11 protein-coding genes and 1 other RNA gene are annotated in these 19,977 nt (G+C 73.4%); 6 read left to right on the top strand and 6 right to left on the bottom strand.

Annotation, left to right across the window (positions count from 1 at the left end):
* The first annotated feature begins 40 nt into the window (after positions 1 to 40).
* A complete protein-coding gene (locus AC2EAQ_RS00765; RefSeq protein WP_484639759.1) occupies positions 41 to 1,150 on the top strand; it encodes an AIR synthase-related protein in 1,110 nt (369 codons plus the stop codon).
* Positions 1,151 to 1,195: 45 nt separating this feature from the next.
* Positions 1,196 to 1,293: signal recognition particle sRNA small type (ffs, locus tag AC2EAQ_RS00760), an RNA gene on the top strand.
* Here the strand turns inward: ffs and AC2EAQ_RS00755 are convergent.
* The 4 genes from AC2EAQ_RS00755 to AC2EAQ_RS00740 all read right to left on the bottom strand — a co-directional run bounded on the left by AC2EAQ_RS00755 (position 1,289) and on the right by AC2EAQ_RS00740 (position 11,573).
* Positions 1,289 to 3,736: a protein kinase domain-containing protein gene (locus tag AC2EAQ_RS00755; RefSeq protein WP_484639758.1), complete on the bottom strand. Its 2,448-nt coding sequence runs from the start codon at positions 3,734 to 3,736 to the stop codon at positions 1,289 to 1,291. The genes ffs and AC2EAQ_RS00755 overlap by 5 nt on opposite strands.
* Entirely contained in the window at positions 3,733 to 5,529 is a 1,797-nt protein-coding gene (locus AC2EAQ_RS00750) for a serine/threonine protein kinase (protein WP_484639757.1), read from the bottom strand. The genes AC2EAQ_RS00755 and AC2EAQ_RS00750 overlap by 4 nt, the downstream gene beginning before the upstream one ends.
* A gap of 183 nt (positions 5,530 to 5,712) precedes the next feature.
* Positions 5,713 to 9,003, bottom strand: coding sequence for a UvrD-helicase domain-containing protein (locus AC2EAQ_RS00745; RefSeq protein ID WP_484639756.1), 3,291 nt, complete (start codon positions 9,001 to 9,003; stop codon positions 5,713 to 5,715).
* Positions 9,000 to 11,573 carry a PD-(D/E)XK nuclease family protein gene (locus AC2EAQ_RS00740; protein ID WP_484639755.1) on the bottom strand — a complete coding sequence of 858 codons (2,574 nt, stop codon included), beginning with the start codon at positions 11,571 to 11,573 and terminating at the stop codon, positions 9,000 to 9,002. The genes AC2EAQ_RS00745 and AC2EAQ_RS00740 overlap by 4 nt, the downstream gene beginning before the upstream one ends.
* Before the next feature lie 103 nt (positions 11,574 to 11,676).
* On the opposite strand from AC2EAQ_RS00740, the gene trxA reads away from it, so the two are divergent.
* The 4 genes from trxA to AC2EAQ_RS00720 all read left to right on the top strand — a co-directional run bounded on the left by trxA (position 11,677) and on the right by AC2EAQ_RS00720 (position 15,633).
* Complete coding sequence (trxA, locus tag AC2EAQ_RS00735; protein WP_484639754.1) at positions 11,677 to 12,006, top strand: thioredoxin TrxA; 330 nt, start codon at positions 11,677 to 11,679, stop codon at positions 12,004 to 12,006.
* A gap of 234 nt (positions 12,007 to 12,240) precedes the next feature.
* A complete protein-coding gene (gene rho / locus AC2EAQ_RS00730) occupies positions 12,241 to 13,506 on the top strand; it encodes a transcription termination factor Rho (RefSeq protein WP_484639753.1) in 1,266 nt (421 codons plus the stop codon).
* Positions 13,507 to 13,623: 117 nt separating this feature from the next.
* Positions 13,624 to 13,881, top strand: coding sequence for a type B 50S ribosomal protein L31 (locus tag AC2EAQ_RS00725; RefSeq protein WP_484639752.1), 258 nt, complete (start codon positions 13,624 to 13,626; stop codon positions 13,879 to 13,881).
* Positions 13,882 to 13,956: 75 nt separating this feature from the next.
* On the top strand, positions 13,957 to 15,633 hold the full coding sequence (locus tag AC2EAQ_RS00720; RefSeq protein WP_484639751.1) for a hypothetical protein: 1,677 nt from the start codon (positions 13,957 to 13,959) through the stop codon (positions 15,631 to 15,633).
* 34 nt (positions 15,634 to 15,667) lie between these two features.
* Here the strand turns inward: AC2EAQ_RS00720 and AC2EAQ_RS00715 are convergent, their stop codons facing one another.
* Both AC2EAQ_RS00715 and AC2EAQ_RS00710 read right to left on the bottom strand, forming a co-directional pair.
* Positions 15,668 to 18,019 carry a UvrD-helicase domain-containing protein gene (locus AC2EAQ_RS00715; RefSeq protein ID WP_484639750.1) on the bottom strand — a complete coding sequence of 784 codons (2,352 nt, stop codon included), beginning with the start codon at positions 18,017 to 18,019 and terminating at the stop codon, positions 15,668 to 15,670.
* Between the two features lie 52 nt (positions 18,020 to 18,071).
* Positions 18,072 to 19,919, bottom strand: a complete 1,848-nt coding sequence (locus AC2EAQ_RS00710) for a putative bifunctional diguanylate cyclase/phosphodiesterase (RefSeq protein WP_484639749.1) — start codon at positions 19,917 to 19,919, stop codon at positions 18,072 to 18,074.
* Positions 19,920 to 19,977 lie beyond the last annotated feature (58 nt).

Raw genomic sequence — 19,977 nt, 5'->3', positions numbered from 1 at the left:
GTCGCGGCCCGTGCCCGGGCCTGCCGGATAATCCGCCGCCATGACCACGAGCTCGCTGACGTACGACCAGGCCGGCGTCGACTACGACAAGATCGACCCGCTGAAGGTGGCCGCGCAGCGCGCCGCGGCCTCCACCGCCACGCAGCTGGCGGCCCATGGCTTCACCGAAGTGGCCGCCTCGCGCGGCGAGTCGGCCTACGTGGTCGACGTCGGTCCGTTCTACCTGGCCAGCATCGTCGAATGCCTGGGCAGCAAGGCGCTGGTGGCCGACGAGATGGCGCGCCTGACCGGCCGCAGCTACTACGCCGGCATCGCGCAGGACACGATCGCGATGGCGGTCAACGACCTGATCACCGTGGGCGCCACGCCGCTGGTGGTGCAGGCCTACTGGGCCGCCGGCGGCAGCGACTGGTTCGGCGACGCGACCCGGGCGCAGGCGCTGGTGGCCGGCTGGCGCCGCGCCTGCGAGGTGTGCGGCGTGGCCTGGGGCGGCGGCGAGACGCCGGCGCTGGCCGGCATCGTCGAGGCCGGGCGGATCGACCTGGCCGCCAGCTGCACCGGCATCGTCAACCCCAAGCAGCGCCTGTCGGTGGGCGACCGCCTCGGGCCGGGCGACGCGATCGTGCTGCTGGCCTCGTCGGGCATCCATGCCAACGGCGTGAGCCTGGCGCGCAAGGTGGTCGAGCGCCTGCCCGAGGGCTGGCTGACGCCGGTGGACGCGGCCGGCACCCCCTATGGCGACGCGCTGCTCGCGCCGACCACGCTGTACTCGCCGGTGACCGAGGCGCTGTGGAAGGCGGGCATCGCGCCGCACTACTGCGCCAACATCACCGGCCACGGCTGGCGCAAGCTGCTGCGCCACCCGGGGCGCTTCACCTACCGCATCACGCAGGTGCCGCCGGTGCCGCCGGTGCTGGCGTTCATCGCGCGCCATGCCGGCCACGACGCGCAGGAGGCGTACTCCACCTTCAACATGGGGGCGGGCTTCGCGATCTTCGTCGCCGCCGAGGACGCCGAGCGCACGGTGGCCGTGGCGCGGGCCCAGGGCGTCGACGCCTGGGTGGCCGGGCGCGTGGAAGCCGGCGACAAGCAGCTGCTGGTGGAGCCGCTGTCCCTACGCTACGGCGACGACGCGCTGCAGTTGCGCTGAGCGGCCGCCGGGCCCCGGTCGGCCCGGCCGACTACAATCCGCCCCGACGGGCCTCCCCGCATGGAAGCGCGCCCAACCGGGTCAGGTGGGGAACCAAGCAGCCCTTAGCGTTGCAACCAGTGCCGGGGGTAAGGCTCGTCACCCTGCCTGCTTGAAGGCCATCACGCCCTGGTTGCGCAACGTGCGCAGCAGCGCCAGTTCCTTCTCCCCCAGCTCGATGCCGCCCGGCTGCGCCTGGTCGGCGTAGATCAGCGCGAACGGCGCGCCCTTGAGCAGCAGCGGCAGCAGCAGGAACGACGGCGCGTTCACCTTCTTCACGTACCAGGCCGGCAGGCGGCTGGCGATCGCGGGCTGCGTCGCGTCGGCGATCAGCGTGTCGGCGCCCTTGGCGCACACCGCGGTGAACAGGTCGGGCGGCGCGCCCGGGGCCGGCTTCAGCGGCACCTGGATCGCGGCGGCGACCTGCGCCGCGTCCTCGCCCAGGCCGAAGCGGCCGGTGAGCTGGTTGGTCTTCGGGTCGCGCAGGCAGAACACCACGCGGCGGAAGCCCAGCGCACGGATCATGGTCTCCAGGATCATGCGCAGCACCTCGTTGAGCTTGAAGCCGTCGGCCACCATGTGCTGGGTGATGTCCTGCACCCCCTGGGCGAGCATGTCTGCCACCAGGGCCGCATCGCGTGGGCGCGGCTGCACCAGGGTCTTGTCGTCGGCCGCGTCCAGCGGGGCCATGTCGGTGGCCTTGAGCGTGTGCTGGTCGAGCGTGTCAGGCACCGGCTCGGCCGCGGGGGCGGGCAGCAGGTGGCGCGCACGCGCCTTGCTGCCGAGGTTGATCTGCATCGCCTGGGCCAGCTGCGACAGGCGCTCCTGCGCCCGCGCCGACGCGGCCTGCACCTGCTCGGGCTTCACCTCGAGCGAGCGGCCGTAGCCCTCGGCGATGGCCTCGATGCGGCGGCCGGCGTCGGCCCCGTCGTCGAGCATCGCGTCGGCCACCTCGGTGGCCATGCGGCCGAGCCAGCGCTGCCGGTCCAGGCCGTGGCGGCCCACCGGCCGCGACGGCGGCTCGCCCTCGGGCACGCGCATCGCGCGCTGCAGCGTGTCGGGCAGGCCCCAGGCCTTGGCCACGCCCTGGCCGATGTCGCCGAAGGACAGGCCCAGCACGCGCTGCGCCGCCGTGGCCTCGTCCAGCGCCGCGCTGCGCGCCGTGGCCGGGCGCGCCAGCTCGCGCACCTGGATCGCCTCCTGCGGGAAGTAGAACTCCACCAGCAGTCGGCCCAGGTTCTGGAACATCGCGGCCAGGAAGCTCTCCTCGGCCTCGCGCGCCGTGGGCGTGAGCTCGTTGGCCAGCGTGGCGGCCATCAGTGCGCGCAGGAACTCCTCCTTCAGCTGCTCGGCGTGGCGCTTGTCCTGCATGTGCTCCAGCAGCACCAGCGACAGCGCCATGTTGCGGATGCCGGCAAAGCCCACCAGCGCCACCGCGCGCGACACCGTGCTGACGGCCCCGCCGGCGGCGCTGTAGTGCGCCGAGTTCACCAGGCGCAGCAGCTTGTTGGTGAGCGCCACGTCCTTCAGGATCTCGTCGGCCAGCGTCGACAGGTTGTCCTTCTCCGAGCTGGCCACGCGCTGGATGCGCACCACCGCGTCCGACAGCGCCGGGAAGTCGGCGCGCGTCTTCATGCGCCGCAGCAGGAAGTCGAGCGTGGCATGGCCCTGGGCCGCGCCACCGGTGTCGGCCCCGGCGTCGGCCCCCGGGGCGGGCGCCGTGCCGCCCTGCAGCCACTGCGACAACGCCTGGTGCAGGGCCTGCGCGCTGCGCGTGCGCGCCGCGGGGTCGCGCGCCAGCGCGCGCTGCACGATCGCGCGCAGCGACTCGTCGATCGCCTCGCCGCCCGCCGTGGTGGCGGCCAGCTGGAGGTCCTCGCGCTGCACGCGCTCGAGCGCCTTCATCGGGTCGCGCTCGGTGATCAGGCGCCGGCCGCCGACCATCTCGGCCAGCATCACGCCGGCGGCGAACAGGTCCATCGCCGGCTGAGGCGCCGCGCCGCGGGCCGCCTCGGGCGAGATGTAGCCCGGCGTGCCGCACACGACGCCGGCCTCGCGCGGGTCCTTCATGCGCGCGGCGATGCCGAAGTCCATCACGCGGGCGCGGCCCTGCGCGTCGATCAGCACGTTGGACGGCTTCAGGTCGCGGTGCACGATGCCGCGCTCGTGGGCCGCCGCCAGCGCGTCCAGCACGCCCAGCATCAGGCCCACGGCCTCGCGCGCGGGCAGCATGCCGCCGCGCTCGCGCAGGTGGGCCGACAACGTGGGCCCGGCCACGTACTCGAACACCAGGTAGGGTCGGCCGCCCGACTCGTCGGCCTCGAACACCGGCACCAGGTTGGGGTGCGACAGGCGGCTGACGGAGCGGGCCTCGTGCAGCCACTGGTCGATGGTGAGCTCGTCGGACGTGGTGTCCAGCAGCTTGAGCGCCACCTCGCGGTCCAGGCGGTCGTCGTAGGCCAGCCAGACCGTGGCCTGGGCGCCGCGCCCGAGTTCGCGCAGCAGCGCGAAGCGGCCGATGCGCTGGTGGCCGGTGCGCGCGTTCATGCCGGGTCCGCCGCACGCGGCGCCGGGGACGGGTCCTGGGCCTGCGGCGCCGGTGGCTCGGCCAGCGCAGCGGCAGCGCTGGCCACGGTCGCACTGGCCTGCACGGCGGCCACGAGGTCGCGCACGTTCAGGCTCAGCGTGCGCGCGTAACGCAGTGCCACCCGTTCGAGCGCCGCGGCCTGGCGCGTGCCCGACAGCGACAGCACGTCCATGGCCTCGTTGGCGGCGCTGGCCACGGTGCGCAGCATGTCGTCGTCGGTGTCGACGCTGCGCACCGGCACACCGGTGGGCAGGCGACGGATCATGTGCAGCACCGAATCGTCCAGGCCCCACCAGCGCGCGACCGCGGCGCCCATCGATTCGATGTCGGCGCCCAGCACGGCGAACGCCGCCGTCTGTTCGTCGAGCCCGGGCTGGTCCGGGTCGCCGTCGCGCGGGCCTGGGGCCGGCAGCATCAGCCGCCGCACCTGGCGGATCTCGTCGGGATAGTGGTACTGCACCAGCAGCCGGCCCAGGTTCTGCAGCAGCGTCACCAGCGACACCATCTCGCCGTCGTAGCCGGCCGGCCGCAGCAGCTGGGCCAGGCGCGCGGCGCGCTGGGCCAGGGCGATCGCCTGCTGCAGCTCCTGCGCCGCCGTGGCGTCGAGCGGTCCCGGCCAGTCGCGCAGCGCCAGGGCGCAGCGGCGCACGCCGTCCAGGCCGAGCATGGCCACCGCGCGGCGCACGGTGAGCACCGGGCCGCTGCCGGCCAGCAGCGAGGCCTGCGACTCCACGCTGTGCTGCGCGCTGTTCACCGTGCGCAGCAGTTCGAACGACAGCGCCGGGTCGCGCAGCACCACCTGCGCCAGCTCTTCCGTGTGCTCGCGCTCCATCAGGGCCAGGCGGGCCGCGCGGGCCGCCGCGCCGGGCAGGGCCGGCAGCACGCCGATCTGGCGCACACGGTCGACCAGCTGCGCATGGGCGTCGGCGCCCTGGTGGGCGTCGGCCTCGAGGAAGCCTTCGAGCGCCCGCACCAGCGTGCGCGCATTGCGATAGCGCTGGCGCGGCTGGCGGTCGGTGGCGCGGTTGGCGATGGCGCGCAGCACGTCCGGTACCGGCCGCGGCAGGTCCCAGGGCAGGCGCACCGGCTCGCGACCGGCCGGTGCCATGCGCGACAGCACCGACGCCACGTCGGGCTCGTCCAGCGGCGGCGTACCGGTCAGCAGGGCATGCATCACGACCGCCAGCGCGAGCACGTCGCGCTCGGCGGCGCCGCGCAGCGCCTGGCGCTCGGTGCCGCCGACGGTGGCGTCGTCTTTCCAGTCCGACACGGGCACGGCACCCGGCGGGGCCACCTCCAGGCCCAGCACGCGCACCGCGCCGGTCTCGGACAGCGTGATCAGCCAGGGCTGCACATCGCGATGGGCGTGGCCGGCGTCGTGGGCGAAGGCCAGCCCGCTGGCGGCCTGCGCGATCCAGCGCGCCACGTCCGAGGGGGCGTCGGTGTCGCGGCGCGCGCTGCGCGCGGCGGCGTGCTCGGCCAGCGTGACGGCGTCGCCGCCGTCGTAGGCCACGTAGGGCCAGCGTTCCTGCTCGCCGACCTCGACCACGTGCCCCAGGTGCGGATGGGTCAGGCGGGCCGCACGGCGGGCGTTGTCCAGCCAGGCCTGCAGCGCCGTCGGGTCCGGCGGCTGCCGGCGCGGCATCACCAGCAGCAGTTCATGGCCGGTGCGCGGGTCGCCCACGCGCCAGGCCATCGAGTGCGCGCTGCGCCCGACCAGCGAGCGCAGCTCGAAGCGGCCCAGGCGGCGCACGGCCGCCGGCCGTGCACCCGGAGCGGCAGCTACGCCCGGCAGGGGCTGGAGAGGGGCGTGGGAACTGGGGGCGAAATCGGTCATCGCGCAGGCAGGGTCGTCTGCCGATTGGACGCCGGGCAGCGCGGCGTCGAAGGCCCGAACAGCCGGGCGTTTGCGGCCCAGCTTCGGGCCGGGGCCGGCCTAGGGCTGCACCGACGTGCCCGGCAGCTCGATCAGCTCGCCGCGCCCGGTGACGAAGGCCGCGCGCACGGGCTCGCCCGGCACCAGCCGCGCCACGGCCTGCCGATAGCCGCCGAGCTGGTCCAGGTACGCGGGCACGGCCTGCGGCGCGGCGCCGAGCTTGTAGTCCAGCACCCACCAGCCCGCGTCGTCGCCGCGCAGGCGCACCAGGCGGTCGATGCGCCGCACCTCGCCGCCGTCACCCGCCACGGTGACCTCGTTGTCGGCCCAGGCCACCGTGAGCGGGTCGAAGAAGCGCCGGCACTGCGGGCTGTCGAGGATGGCGCGGGCACCCTGCAGCACGGCCGTGTCGTCGGCGACGCCGAAGGCGCGCGCGGCCGCCGCGGCCAGCGCCTGCAGGCCGTCGGCGTCCGGCAGCGGCCCGGCCGACGCCCATTCCAGCGTGCGATGCAAGGCGTCGCCGACGCGCGCCAGGGTGTCGTCCGCGTCGGCCGGCGGCGCGACCGACGTCGGCGGAACGGCCGGCAGCGGCTGATCCGGCGGCACCGCCACGCCCGAACGGTCCCCGAGCCGGAGGTCGACCCAGGTCGCCTCGGTGGGATCGCTGGCCCCCGGCGGGGCCGGTGGCGGCGTCCAGCCCTGGGCCAGCGGCGCCAGCCGCTCCCACCAGGAGCCGGGCCCGCCCCCGCCCTTCAGCAGCGTGCGGCTGATCACGAGCGAAGTCTCCGCGCGGGTCAGCGCCACGTACAGCGCATGGGCCTCCTCGCGGTCGCGCGCGGCCTGCTCCTGGGCCAGCAGCGGCTGCAGCGACGGCGGGCACTGCGTCTCCCTGGCCACGAAGGCCACGCGCCGCGGCGCCGCGGCGTCGACCGGCCAGTCCACCAGCACGGTGGCGGTGTCGGGGCGCGGCGGCACGGGCGCGGCCTCCATCAGGAACACGTGGCGCGCCTCCAGGCCCTTGGCGCCGTGGATGGTGAGCAGCTGCACCGCCTGCTCCGTCTGCAGCAGGGGGGCCTCGATGCTGCGCCGGCGCAGCTCCCGCACGAACGCATACGGCGACGCGTAGCGGCCGCCGTCGAGGTCGAGCGCACACGCCAGCAGCGCCGGCACGGCCTGCATCGCGCGGGCATGACGGTCCGGCGGCACGGCGGCCGCCAGACGCGGCAGCAGGTCGGCGTCGTGCACGATGCGGTCGAGCAGGTCGTGCGGCGGCAGCATCGCCGCCTGGGCCTGCCAGCGCGCCAGCAGCGTGGCGGCGCGCCGCAGGGACTGTGGCGCCGCGGGGTCGTCCGCCGCGCCGGCCAGGGCGGCCCGCCACCCCCCGGCGGCGCCGGACCGGCGCGCCAGCCAGAGCAGGTCCTCGTCGGCGGCGCCGAACATCGGGCTGCGCAATGCGCGCGCCAGCGACAGCGCCTGGCCTGGAGACGCCAGCACGTCGAGCACGGCCAGCAGGTCCTGCACCTCGGGCAGGTCGCCCAGCTTCAGCCCCTCGATCGCCACGTGCGGCAGGTGCAGGGCCGCCAGGGCGTCGGCCGCATGGCGCAGCACCTCGCGCTTGCGCGCCAGCACGAAGATCTCGCCCGGCGGCACGCCCTGCCCGCGCACCAGCGCCGCGATCGCCCGGGCCACCTCGGCGGCTTCGGGCCCGCGCGACTCCTCGTCGGGCTCATGGCGCGGCTCGACCAGCGACTCGCGCCAGACGCGGTCGCGGTCGCCGGTGGCCCCGGCCCGCGTCACCCGCTCGGCCGTGGGCAGCGCGAGCAGCGCGGGGCCGGCATCAGGGTCGGCCGCCACCTCGGTGGTGTGGTCACGCCAGCCGGGCAGGCGCCCCTCGGCGGCCAGGCCGGCGAACACCTGGTTGACCACCGCGACGACGCCGGGCGCGCAGCGGCGCGTGTGGTCGCAGGCCGCCAGCGTGCCCTGCAGCGCGTCGACGACGAAACGCTGCGCCGCCTCGAACACACGCGGCTCGGCACGGCGGAAACGGTAGATGCTCTGCTTGGGGTCGCCGACGATGAACAGGCGCGGCCCGTCGCCACCTGCGCCCGCATAGGCCGACAGCCAGCCATGCAGCGCCTGCCATTGCAGCGGGCTGGTGTCCTGGAACTCGTCGATCAGCAGGTGGCGCACGCGCGCGTCGAGCCGTTCCTGCACCCAGCCCGACAGCTCGTGGCTCGACAGCAGCGCCTGCGCCACCCGCTCCAGGTCGGCCATGTCGATCAGCCCGCGGCGGCCCTTCACCTCGGTGTGGCAGGCGAACAGCCGGCGCGACAGCCGCGACAGGGCGACATGGTCCTCGTGCGCATGCTGCTGGGCGAGGTCGCGCTCGATGGCGTCGAGCGTGTCGCACATCCGCGCCTGCTCGGGCAGGTCGCCGAGCTGCTTGCGCGGCGTGCCGCGGCCCTTCTCGGTGAACAGCGTCTCCCGCAGCGCCTGGTAGCGCCCGGCCGCGTCGTCGCACGCGAGCGCGTCGACCACGCCCCGCGCGGCGGCCTCGGCCTTGACGCTCTTCGCCGCGCGCGTCCCCAGGGCCCGGGCCAGCGCCTGCGCCTGCCCGACGAAGCCCGCGTCGAGCACCTCCAGGTGCGCGTCGCGGCGTGCCGCGGGCTCCACGCTGTGCTCCAGCACCCCCGCGGCGTCGGCCAGCTCGATCTCGGTGCGGCGCTCGATGGCCTTGGCGAGCCACTGGTTCAGCACATGCCGGCCGTGGCGCTCGGCCAGCCGGCGGTAGTCGTCGCCCAGTGCAGCGTCGCCCAGCAGCGACCGGTGGAAGGCCTTCATCAGGTCGGGCCGCAGGTCCTCGATGTCCTCGATCAGCGCCAGGCCCGGCGCAAGCTGCAGGTCGGCCAGCAGTTCGAGCGGCGCGGCGCGCAGCAGCTGCGAGTACCAGGCATGGAAGGTGCGCACCTCGACCATCCGGCCACCGTGCAGCAGCCGCTCGTACAGGCCAATCAGCTCGGGGGCCCGCTGCCGGGCGGGCTCGGGCGCCAGCCCGTAGCGCACCAGCTCGGCCGCCGCCTCGTCGGCCGTCATGCGGGAGCAGCGCCGCAGGCCTTCGACGAGGCGCGTGCGCATCTCGCCGGCCGCCTTGCGGGTGAAGGTGATGGCCAGCACCTCCTGCGGCGCGGCGCCGTCGAGCAGGGCCCGCACGATGCGCGCCACCAGCATCCAGGTCTTGCCGGCCCCGGCGCAGGCCTCCACCACGACATGCCGGCGTGGGTCGCAGGCGGTGGCGTAGAAGGCCCCGGGCGCGACCACCTGACCGTCGAGCCGGTAGGCGGCGCCGCTCATGCGTCGCTCCAGTGGTCGCGCCGGCACAGCCCGCGTGCGGCGCAGTGGTCGCAGGCCGGGGGCTCGCCCAGCGCGGCGGCGCCCGCGCCCGAGCGCAACGCGGCGAGGTCGGCGCCCAGGCCGTCGATGAGCTGGCGCGCGGTCTCGGCCACGTCCTCGTGCTCGATCTCGACCACGGCGTCCTTGTCGCGCAGCGGCAGGTACACCGCGCGCGGCGGCGCACCGTCGTCGCTGGCCACCAGGGCGGCGTAGAACGCGAGCTGCGTGTCTTCCAGCCGCTGCTTGACGCGACGCTTGAGCGTGTCGACGCGGCCGGTCTTGTAGTCGATGACCATCAGGCGGCCCTGCGCGTCCCGGTCCATGCGGTCCAGGCGACCGTCCATCGCGACGCCCCCCAGGGCGCCCGGCGCGGTGCGCCGCTCGACCTCGCCCGCGGCGAAGCGCCAGCCCGCCTTGTCGCGCTGGTGCAGCCAATCGAGGTATCGCGTGGCGAAGTCGCCGAACGCGGCGCGGAAGGGCCACATCTGCGCCGCGTCCAGCGCGAGCGCCTCCTGGGCGGCGTCGGCTGCGGCCATCAGCTCGGCCCGGTCGTCTTGACCGCTGCGACGCGTGTGGAAGTCGTGCAGCGTGGCGTGCAGCCAGCGACCGTAGTCGCCGTGGTCGGCCTCCTCGTCCAGTTCGCCGGTCTCGCGCAGCCCGAGCGCCTCGCGCACGAAGAACTGGTAGGGGCACTCGCGCAACGCTTCCACCGCGGTGGCCGACAGGCGCTCGGGCAGGCGGTCGCCGAAGGACGGCGCGGGGCGGGTGACCGGCTGACGCGCCACGCGCCCGAGCGGCAGCGCCAGCACCTGCTCGTCGGCGTCGTCCCTGCCCGCCCGTCGCCGCGCCAGCCGCACCAGCTCGACCCACGGGCTCGGCGCCAGCGCCTCGGCGCCGTCATGGCTGCGCCGAACCAGCACGACGCCGGGCGTGCGCAGCACGGCGGCGAAGGACAACGCCTCGCGTTCTCGCTGGCGTGTCGACGCGGCAGGCAGGCCGAGCTGCTGCGCCACGGCGTCGGGCACGAGCCCCGGCGCCGCGCGGAACGCCCCGAGGTGGCGCTCGTCGCACGACGGGAACACCACGGCCGGGAACGGACGGCCCGCGGCCAGCGCCAGGGGCGTGATGACCACCGGCGCACCGGCGGGCGAGGCCGGCACGAAGCTGCTGCATTCGAGCGTGCGGTCGACCCAGTCGATGAAGCCGGCCAGATCGAGCGGCGTGCCCCGTGCTGCGCGCACCCAGGGCGCCGGCTCGCGCCGCCGGTCCCGCCCCAATCGCAGCGCGCCCAGCACCTGGCGCCCGGCGGCATCGGTGGCGAGCGCGGCCGTCAGGTCCGGCAACGCCGCCTCCAGCGCGTCCAGCCAGGCCATCAGGGACGGCGTGCCCGCCAGTCGCAGCAGCGCCAGCCGGCCGGTGAAGGCCTGCTGGCCGGCCCGGGCCTCGTCGCCCGGTGTCCGCTCGCGCCGCCATGCGTCTTCCAGCGCGGCGGCCGTCTCGGCCGAGGCAGGTCCGGCCGCCTTCATCGCCTCGACCAGGGTGTCGCGACCGGCCGTGGGCAGCACGGCGCGCAGGCAGGCCATCAGGCCGGCCGCGGCCCGCGTGGTGGACAGGGTCCAGCCGGTCTCGTCGGCCAGGGCCACGCCGGCGCGTTCCAGCAGGGCGCGGGCGCGGCGCACCACCAGCCTGTCCTCGGCCACGAGCGCCACGGGTACGCGTCCGGCATCCACGGCGTCCAGCACGGCCAGCGCGGCCGCGGCGGCCTCGTCCTCCAGGGTCTCGACGCGCAGGCGCCGGGGCTCGGGCCAGGCGGCCGCGGCGGCAAACGGGGCGTCGGCGGGCGGGTCGGCCTCGAGCCGGAGCACGCGGTGGCCGGCCTGCGCCGACACGTCGAGCAGGCGGTCGATGAAGGGGTCCCCGCCGCCCAGGGCCAGACCGGCCAGGCCCGGCAGAGGCCGGTGCCAGAGTCGATCGGTCGCAGGCGCGGCCGCCTCGGCGGCCCATTGCACGGCCAGGCGGGCCAACTGGCGCTCGATCGCACCCGGCCCGCCCGCCGGCGGCAGCGCGTCCAGCACGGCGCCCCACCAGCCGGCCCGCGCGGCGGGCGGCTGCTCCCGCGCGGCCCGGGCCAGGCCCTGGGCCGTGTCGACCACCGCGTCCACTGCCGCGGCGAAGGCGCGCGGTTCGCGCTCGCGCCACTGCATGAAGGCCTGCTCGCGCAGCAGCATCGACGACACCACGAGGCGGTCGGTGACGCGGTCCCCCGTGAGCGCGCCGTCGGCCGGGGCCGGCCCCGGGCCGAGCGCATCAGCCAGCGTCGCAGGCGTCTCGATGCGGGGCTGCCAGCCGCCCCGGCGCGCGAAGGCCGAGCGCGCGACCGGCAGCAGGGCGGGATGGGGCAGCAGCATCGTGGCCTCGCGCAGCGGGACGGCCTCGGCGGCCCACCACTGGCAGGCCTCGGCCGCAAGCGCGGGCCAGAAGCTGCCGTCGATGAGCCAGGAATGAAGCTGCCGCCGAACTATCGCCGTCATTGAGGACTCCCCGTGCCCCGGCCTGCAGGGCCACGGGGGCTGTGTCAGAATCATTGTGCTCTCGACGCCCCATGTCGCCCGCAGAGCCCCTAAGGAAACCGCGATGAGCAGCGAACTGATCAAGCACGTGACCGACGCCTCGTTCGAGGGCGACGTCCTCAAGTCCGACAAGCCGGTGCTGGTGGACTACTGGGCCGAATGGTGCGGCCCGTGCAAGATGATCGCCCCGATCCTGGACGAGCTGTCCAAGCAGTACGGCGACAAGCTCCAGATCGCGAAGATGAACGTCGACGAGAACCAGGAAGTGCCGGGCAAGTTCGGCATCCGCGGTATCCCGACGCTGATGCTCTTCAAGGGTGGCCAGCTGGCCGGTACCCTGGTGGGCGCCCATCCGAAGGCCAAGTTCACGGCCTTCATCGACAGTCACCTATAATCTCCGCATTGCCGGTCCTCTGGGCCGGCCACAGATTGCCACCGCGGCGCTGGACGACGGCCTCAGTTGAGGCTCCCGGCGCACGGTCCCGGCCCCTCCCCTGACGTCCTGCCCTGGTGTGCCACACGCGCGCCCGGGTCGGGGTGCAGGGTCAGTACACCCCTTCTCCACGGGGCCGACACGGGCGGCAGCGCTTGGCAGGCGCGGCCGTCGCACCGAGGGTTCATCCTTCCTATGCACCTGTCAGAACTCAAAGCACAGCACGTCTCCGCCCTGATCAAGATGGGCGAGGAGCTGGAGATCGAGAACGTCGCCCGCCTGCGCAAGCAGGAGCTGATGTTCGCGATCATGAAGAAGCGCGCCAAGGCCGGCGAGCAGGTGTTCGGCGACGGGGTGCTGGAGGTCCTGCCCGACGGGTTCGGCTTCCTGCGCTCGATCGACACCAGCTACATGGCGTCCACCGACGACATCTACCTGTCGCCGAGCCAGATCCGCCGCTTCAATCTCCACACCGGCGACATGATCGAAGGCGAGGTCCGCGTCCCCAAGGACGGCGAACGCTACTTCGCGCTGGTCAAGGTCGATCGCGTCAACGGCGTGACGCCCGAGGAGAACAAGCACAAGATCATGTTCGACAACTTGACGCCGCTCTTCCCGAAAGAGCAGTTCAAGTTGGAACGCGACGGCCTGAAGGCCGACGAGAACATCACCTGCCGCATCATCGACCTGGTGGCACCGATCGGCAAGGGCCAGCGCGCCCTGCTGGTGGCCCAGCCCAAGACCGGCAAGACGGTCATGATGCAGCAGCTGGCCCACGCCCTGGTGGCCAACCATCCGGACGTCCACCTGATCGTGCTGCTGGTGGACGAGCGTCCGGAGGAAGTGACCGAGATGGTGCGCACCGTGCGCGGCGAGGTCATCAGTTCCACCTTCGACGAGCCGGCCGCGCGCCACGTGCAGGTGGCCGAGATGGTGATCGAGCGCGCCAAGCGCCTGGTCGAGCTGCGCAAGGACGTGGTGATCCTGCTCGACTCGATCACCCGCCTGGCCCGCGCCTACAACAACGTGCTGCCCAGTTCCGGCAAGGTGCTGACCGGCGGCGTGGACGCCAATGCGCTGCAGCGCCCCAAGCGCTTCTTCGGCGCGGCCCGCAACGTCGAGGAAGGCGGCTCGCTGACCATCATCGGCACCGCGCTGATCGACACCGGCTCCAAGATGGACGAGGTGATCTACGAGGAGTTCAAGGGCACCGGCAACTGCGAGATCCACCTGGACCGCCGCATGGCCGAGAAGCGCGTCTACCCGTCGATCCTGATCAACAAGAGCGGCACGCGGCGCGAGGAGCTGCTGCTCAAGCCCGAGATCCTCCAGAAGACTTGGATCCTGCGCAAGCTGCTCTATCCGATGGACGAGATCGAGGCGATGGAGTTCATCCTCGACAAGATGAAGGCGTCGAAGAACAACCTCGATTTCTTCGACATGATGCGGCGCGGCGGCTGAGTTTCGGCTCGTCGCCTATAATCCGCGTTTTTCCGCAACGGGCAAGTGCGCCGTGGCGGTGCCGGCCCGGGGCCGGCGCCCGCGAGCGTGGCTCCCCACCTACCCAGCGAGAACCCCATGAAAGACGGCATCCATCCCGCGTACCGCGACGTGGTCTTCCAGGACCTGTCCAACGGCTTCCAGTTCGTGACCCGCTCGACGGTGCAGACCAAGGAATCCATCAAGCTCGACGACGGCCGCGAGCTGCCGCTGTTCAAGATGGAAACGTCCAGTGAGTCGCACCCGTTCTACACGGGCACCCAGAAGAGCGTCGACAACCTCGGCGGCCGGGTCGAGAAGTTCCGCAACAAGTTCAAGGTCGGCATCAAGAAGTGATGCCGGGCGCCAGTTGCGCACCGATCAGGGCAGCTTCGGCTGCCCTTTTTGTTGTGCCCGCGCCATGATCCGCCCGTGAATTCCGTCACGCCCACGCCGGCCCTCGTCACCCAGCGCGCCGTGCAGCGGCTGCCGCGCCTGGCGCTGCTGCTGTTCTGCGCCGCCTACGTGCTGCCCGGGGTGTTCGGGCGCGACCCCTGGCGCAATGCCGATCAGGCCGCCTTCGGCTACATGCTGGCGATGGCCGAAGGACGTACCTCGTGGCTCGCGCCCACCGTGGGCGGCCTGCCGCTGGACAACGCGCTGCTGCCCCACTGGCTCGGTGCGGGCGCGATCGCCTGGCTCTCGCCCTGGGTCGACCCCGCCCTGGCGGCGCGCCTGCCGTTCGCCGTGCTGCTGGCGCTGGTGCTCGTCCTCACCTGGTACGCCACGTTCCAGCTGGCCCGCACGGAGGCCGCCCAGCCGGTCGCCTTCGCCTTCGGCGGCGAGGCCGACCTCGTCGGCTACGCCCGCGCCATGGCCGACGGTGCCCTGCTCGCGCTGATCGCCACCCTGGGGCTGCTGCAGCTGGGCCACGAAACGACGCCCGAGCTGGTCCAGATGTTCGCGGCCGCGCTGGCGCTGTGGTCGCTGGCGGCCGCACCCTACCGGGTGCATCGCGCGCGCTGGGCCGTGCTGGCGGCCCTGCCGCTGCTGGCGCTGTGCGGAGCGCCGATGATGGCCGTGCTGCTCGGGGTGGCCGGCGCCGCCATCGCGGCCCGCTCCAGCTATGCCGAGGGTCGCGCCTACGCGCCGTGGATCATCGGTGCGACGGTGCTCGCGGCCGCCGTCGCCGCATGGAGCGGCACCTGGGCCTGGCGCGTCGGACTCGAAGCCACGGTCGCTCAGGGCCTGCAGCTGACCCGGCTGCTGCTGTGGTTCCTGTGGCCGGCCTGGCTGCTGGGCCTGTGGACGGTCTGGCGCTGGCGCCACCATCTGACGCGGCGGCACGTGGCGGTGCCGCTGGCGCTGGCCGGCGTGTCGCTGGCGGCCTGCGTGGCCGGTGGCGGCAACGACCGCGCGCTGATGATCGGCCTGCCGGCCTTCGCCGTGCTCGCCGCCTTCGCGTTGCCGACGCTCAAGCGCAGCGCCACCTCGGCCATCGACTGGTTCTCGGTCTTCGCCTTCAGCATCATCGCGATCACGATCTGGGTCATGTACGCGGCAATGCTGACCGGCGTGCCGGCCAAGCCCGCCGCCAACATCGCCAAGCTGGCGCCGGGCTTCGCGGCGAGCTTCTCGCCGCTGGCCTTCGCGCTGGCCGTGCTGGCCACGCTGGCGTGGCTGGCGCTGGTGCGCTGGCGTACCGGCCGCCACCAGCACGCGCTGTGGAAGAGTCTCGTGCTCCCCGCGGGCGGTGTGGCTCTGGCCTGGCTGCTGCTGATGACCCTGTGGCTGCCGCTGCTGGACTACGCGCGCAGCAACCGGCCGTGGGTGGCGCGCATTGCCCTGCACGTGCCCACCGGGGCCTGCGTGGCGGCGCCGGGCTACTCGCGCGCGGCGCTGGCGTCGCTGGAGCAGTACGGGCGCTGGCGCGTCGAAGGACGGCCGGGTGCCGGCAGCAGCTGTGCGGTGCGGCTGCGCCAGGAGCGGCGTGGCGAGTCCGTGGCCGTGCCGGCGGGTTGGGAACTGGTGGCGCGGGTGCGCCGGCCGACCGACCGCGACGAGGCCACCGTGGTCCTGCGCCGCAAGCCGGTGGCCGAGCCGTCCTGACCGAAGCGCAGGAATCCGGCGCGGTCCGACAGGCTCAGGTCGGCGTCAGCTTGGCGATCGACAGCTGCAGCCACTTCATGCCATGGCGGCCGAAGTTGACCTGCGCCCTCGCGTCGTCGCCACTGCCTTCCAGCGTGACGACCACGCCCTCGCCGAACTTGTTGTGGAACACGCCCTGGCCTGGCCGCAGGCCGTGCGACGTTGCCGCCTTGGGCGTGAACGCCGGCGTCGCGGGCGGTGCAGCCACGCGCCCCGCGCCGACGATGGAGCCCAGGCCGCTGCCGCGTGCCCAGGCGTTCTGGTACTCGCGCGCATAGCCCGACCCGAAACCCTGGTTGCGCGGCGTCAGCCAGCGCAGGTGCTCTTCCGGCAGTTCATCGAAGAAGCGGCTCTTGACGTGGTATCGCGTCTGACCGTGCAGCATGCGCGTCTGCGAGAACGACAGGTACAGGCGCTGGCGCGCGCGCGTGATCGCCACGTACATCAGGCGCCGTTCCTCCTCCAGCCCGTCGTGGTCCGACATCGAGTTCTCGTGCGGGAACAGGCCTTCCTCCAGGCCGGTGATGAACACCGCGTCGAACTCCAGGCCCTTGGCCGAGTGCACCGTCATCAGCTGGATCGCGTCCTGCCCCGCCTGGGCCTGGTTGTCGCCGGCCTCCAGCGCCGCGTGGGTGAGGAAGGCCGCCAGCGGGCTGACGATCTCGCCGGTGTCGGCGTCGGGCGCCAGCGCCTCCGCGGGCAGCGGCACACCGCCGACGATGGCGCCGGGCCCCTGCTCGTCCACCGGCAGCGCCACCGCGTCGCGGCCGAAGCCCTCCTGCGTGACGAAGGCCTCGGCGGCGTTGACCAGTTCGTCGAGGTTCTCGATGCGCTCCTGGCCTTCCTTCTCGAGGCGATAGAAGTCCACCAGGCCGGAATCGCGCAGCACCGTCTCGATGATCTGGCGCAGCGTGGCACCGTGGGTGGCCTCCCGCATGCGCTCGACCAGCGCGTTGAAGCCCGCGAGGTTGGCGCCGCCCTTGCCCGGCACGGCCGACACGCTCTGCGCGAGGCTGCGGCCGCTGGCGCGCGCCGCGTCCTGCAGCTGCTCCACGGTGCGCGCGCCGATGCCGCGCGCCGGGAAATTCACCACCCGCAGGAAGCTGGTGTCGTCGTTGGGGTTCTCGATCAGGCGCAGGTAGGCCAGCGCATGCTTGACCTCGGCGCGCTCGAAGAAGCGCAGGCCGCCATAGACGCGATACGGGATGCCGGCGTTGAACAGCGCGCTCTCCAGCACCCGGCTCTGCGCATTGCTGCGGTACAGGATCGCGATCTGCGCCCGCGCGATGCCACCGCGGTGCAGCTGCTGCGCCTCGTCGAGCAGCCACTGCGCCTCGGCGTAGTCGCTGGCGGCCTCGTACACGCGCACCGGCTCGCCGGCGCCGGCGTCGGTGCGCAGCGTCTTGCCCAGGCGGCGCAGGTTGTGCGAGATCAGCGCGTTGGCCGCGTCGAGGATGTGGCCGAAGGAGCGGTAGTTCTGCTCCAGCTTGATGACCTGCGGCACGCGGTACTCGCGCTCGAAGTCGGCCATGTTGCCCACCAGCGCGCCGCGGAAGGCGTAGATGCTCTGGTCGTCGTCGCCCACGGCGAACACGCCCTGTCCCGTGGGCCCCGGCGGCGCGAACATCTGCAGCCACTTGTACTGCAGGCGGTTGGTGTCCTGGAACTCGTCCACCAGCACATGCCGAAAGCGCCGCCGGTAGTGCTCGCGCACGGCATCGTGGTCGCGCATCAGCTCGTAGCTGCGCAGCATCAGCTCGCCGAAGTCGACCACGCCCTCGCGCTGGCACTGCGCCTCGTAGGCGGCATACACCTCCACCATCTTGCGCGTGTGCGGGTCGGGCGCGTCCACGTCGGCCGGGCGCTGCCCGTCCTCCTTGCGGCCGGCGATGAACCACGCCACCTGCTTGGGCACGAAGCGTTCCTCGTCGAGGTTCATCGCCTTGACGACGCGCTTGACCGCGGCCAGCTGGTCGGCCGAATCGAGGATCTGGAAGCCCTGCGGCAGGCCGGCGAGTTTCCAGTGCGCGCGCAGGAAGCGGTTGCACAGGCCGTGGAAGGTACCGATCCACATGCCGCGCACGTTCACCGGCAGCAGGGTGGACAGCCGGGTCAGCATCTCCCTGGCCGCCTTGTTGGTGAAGGTCACCGCGAGGACGCCGCCGGGCGACACCTGGCCGGTGGACAGCAGCCAGGCGATGCGCGTGGTCAGCACGCGGGTCTTGCCGGAGCCGGCGCCGGCCAGGATCAGGGCGGGCACCGCGGGCAGCGTGACGGCGGCGAGCTGCTCGGGGTTCAGGTGGCGCAGCAGCGGATCGGCGGGGCCGGCATCGACAGGCAGGGACATCGACCCATTCTAGGAGCGCGCGCCCCGCGCGCCGCCCGGGCCCGCGCGCCGCTCAGGCGCCGTCGAGCAGCGTGAACAGGGTCATCGGGCTGGTGTCGCTGTAGCGGCTGCGCGAGCGGCGCCGCGACCGGGTGCGGTTGTGGTTGACGAGCCAGGCCGCGAACTCGGCGCCCGGCATCGGACGGCCCAGCCAGTAGCCCTGCATCTCGTCGCAGCCCAGGTCGCGCAGCACCTGCGCCTGCTCGGCGGTCTCCACGCCCTCGGCCACCACATTCATGCGCATGCTGCGGCCCAGCGCGATGACCGCGGCGCAGATCGCCGCGTCCTCCTCGTTGTCGGGCAGCGACTGCACGAAGGACCGGTCGATCTTGAGCGTGTCGATCGAGAAGCGCTTGATGTAGCTGAGCGACGAGTGCCCGGTGCCGAAGTCGTCGATCGCCAGCCGCACGCCCAGGCGCCGGAAGCTCTCCAGCATCGAGCGCGTGGTGTCGTTGTCCTCCATCAGCAGCGACTCGGTCAGCTCGATCTCCAGGCGCTGCGGGTCGATGTCGTTCTGGCGCAGCGAGTCCTCGACCAGCGACGCGAGGTAGAGATGGCGGAACTGCCGCGCCGACAGGTTCACCGCGAGCCGGATCGCCGGCAGGCCCATGCGGTCCCAGGCCGCCAGCTGCTCGCAGGCCGCGCGGATCACCCAGGCGCCCACGGGCAGGATCAGGCCGGTGTCCTCCAGCACGCTGACGAAGCGGTCCGGCGGCACCATGCCATGGCCGGGCCGGTGCCAGCGCACCAGGGCCTCGACGCCGGTGACCTGCCCGGAGCGCAGGTCGCCCTTGGGCTGGAAGTGCAGCACGAACTCCTGGCGCTCGATCGCGCGGCGCAGGCTGCCCTCGAGCGACACGCGCGCGGTGACGGCGGCGGTGAGGTCGTCGCTGAAGAAGCTGTAGGTGCCGCGGCCGAGCGACTTGGACCGGTACATCGCCATGTCCGTGTGGCGGATCAGCGTGTCCAGGTCGATGTCGTCGGTCGGGTACATCGAGATGCCGATCGACGCCGAGATGACGATCTCCTCGTCGCCGACGCGGAAGGGCTCGTTCAGCGCGTCGAGCATCCGGCGCGCGACATGCGCGGCGTCCTCGGCGCTGCCCACGTTCTCGATGATCACGGTGAACTCGTCGCCGCCCAGGCGCGACAGCGTGTGCGGCTGCTCGCCGTCGCGCGCCACCGAGTCGGCCGCGCGCAGGCACTGCGTCAGCGCCTGGCTCACGTGACGCAGCAGGCGGTCGCCGACCTCGTGTCCGAGATCGTCGTTCACGACCTTGAAGCGGTCCAGGTCGAGGAACATCAGCGCCATCGCGCTGCCGCTGCGCTGGGATCGCGCCATGGCCTGGGCGAGTCGGTCGCGGAACAGGGCCCGGTTGGGCAGCCCGGTCAGGCTGTCGTAGTTGGCGAGCTGGCGCAAGCGCTCCTGCGCATCGGCGCGCTCGGTGCCGTCGCGCACGCGCACCACGCATTGCGGCCCCTTGGACGACTCGAAGGGCGTCAGCGTCAGCTGCAAGGGCTGGGCCGTGCCATCCGGGCCGGCGCGGCTGGCCGCCGGCCCGTCGCGCAGCGGCGGCCGGCGCCCGGGCGGGCCCTGCTCGACGAACTCGGTGATCGGGCGCCCGACCACGGAGGCGGCCTCGGTGCGCAGCAGTTGTGCCGCCACGGCGTTGCAGGTGACGACCAGGCCCTGGGCGTCGCACACCAACAGGCCGTCGCCGGCGCGCTCGAACAGCGCGTCGAGCAGGGCGTCCCGGGTCGACGACGAGAAGCCCGAGCCCACGCCGAGCCAGCGCCGCAGCGCCTCCAGGGGGCTGCCCTGGGCGCTGGAACTCGTCTCCGGCGGCAAACGGCTCGTCACTCGTGCAGGTCCATCGGCACCGGACCATCCGGGCCCTATCGATTATCGGGAGCGCTCC

The sequence above is a fragment of the Aquabacterium sp. T101 genome, assembly GCF_057219775.1.
Note: the sequence above shows the minus strand (reverse complement) of the source record. Positions and strands in the feature narration are given on the sequence as shown.

Bases quoted from the DNA above. Each gene is read 5' to 3' on its own strand.
- AC2EAQ_RS00765 (WP_484639759.1), top strand. From the start codon at position 41: ATGACCACGAGCTCGCTGACGTACGACCAGGCCGGCGTCGACTACGAC.
- AC2EAQ_RS00755 (WP_484639758.1), bottom strand. From the start codon at position 3,736: ATGAACGCGCGCACCGGCCACCAGCGCATCGGCCGCTTCGCGCTGCTG.
- AC2EAQ_RS00745 (WP_484639756.1), bottom strand. From the start codon at position 9,003: ATGAGCGGCGCCGCCTACCGGCTCGACGGTCAGGTGGTCGCGCCCGGG.
- AC2EAQ_RS00740 (WP_484639755.1), bottom strand. From the start codon at position 11,573: ATGACGGCGATAGTTCGGCGGCAGCTTCATTCCTGGCTCATCGACGGC.
- trxA (WP_484639754.1), top strand. From the start codon at position 11,677: ATGAGCAGCGAACTGATCAAGCACGTGACCGACGCCTCGTTCGAGGGC.
- rho (WP_484639753.1), top strand. From the start codon at position 12,241: ATGCACCTGTCAGAACTCAAAGCACAGCACGTCTCCGCCCTGATCAAG.
- AC2EAQ_RS00725 (WP_484639752.1), top strand. From the start codon at position 13,624: ATGAAAGACGGCATCCATCCCGCGTACCGCGACGTGGTCTTCCAGGAC.
- AC2EAQ_RS00715 (WP_484639750.1), bottom strand. From the start codon at position 18,019: ATGTCCCTGCCTGTCGATGCCGGCCCCGCCGATCCGCTGCTGCGCCAC.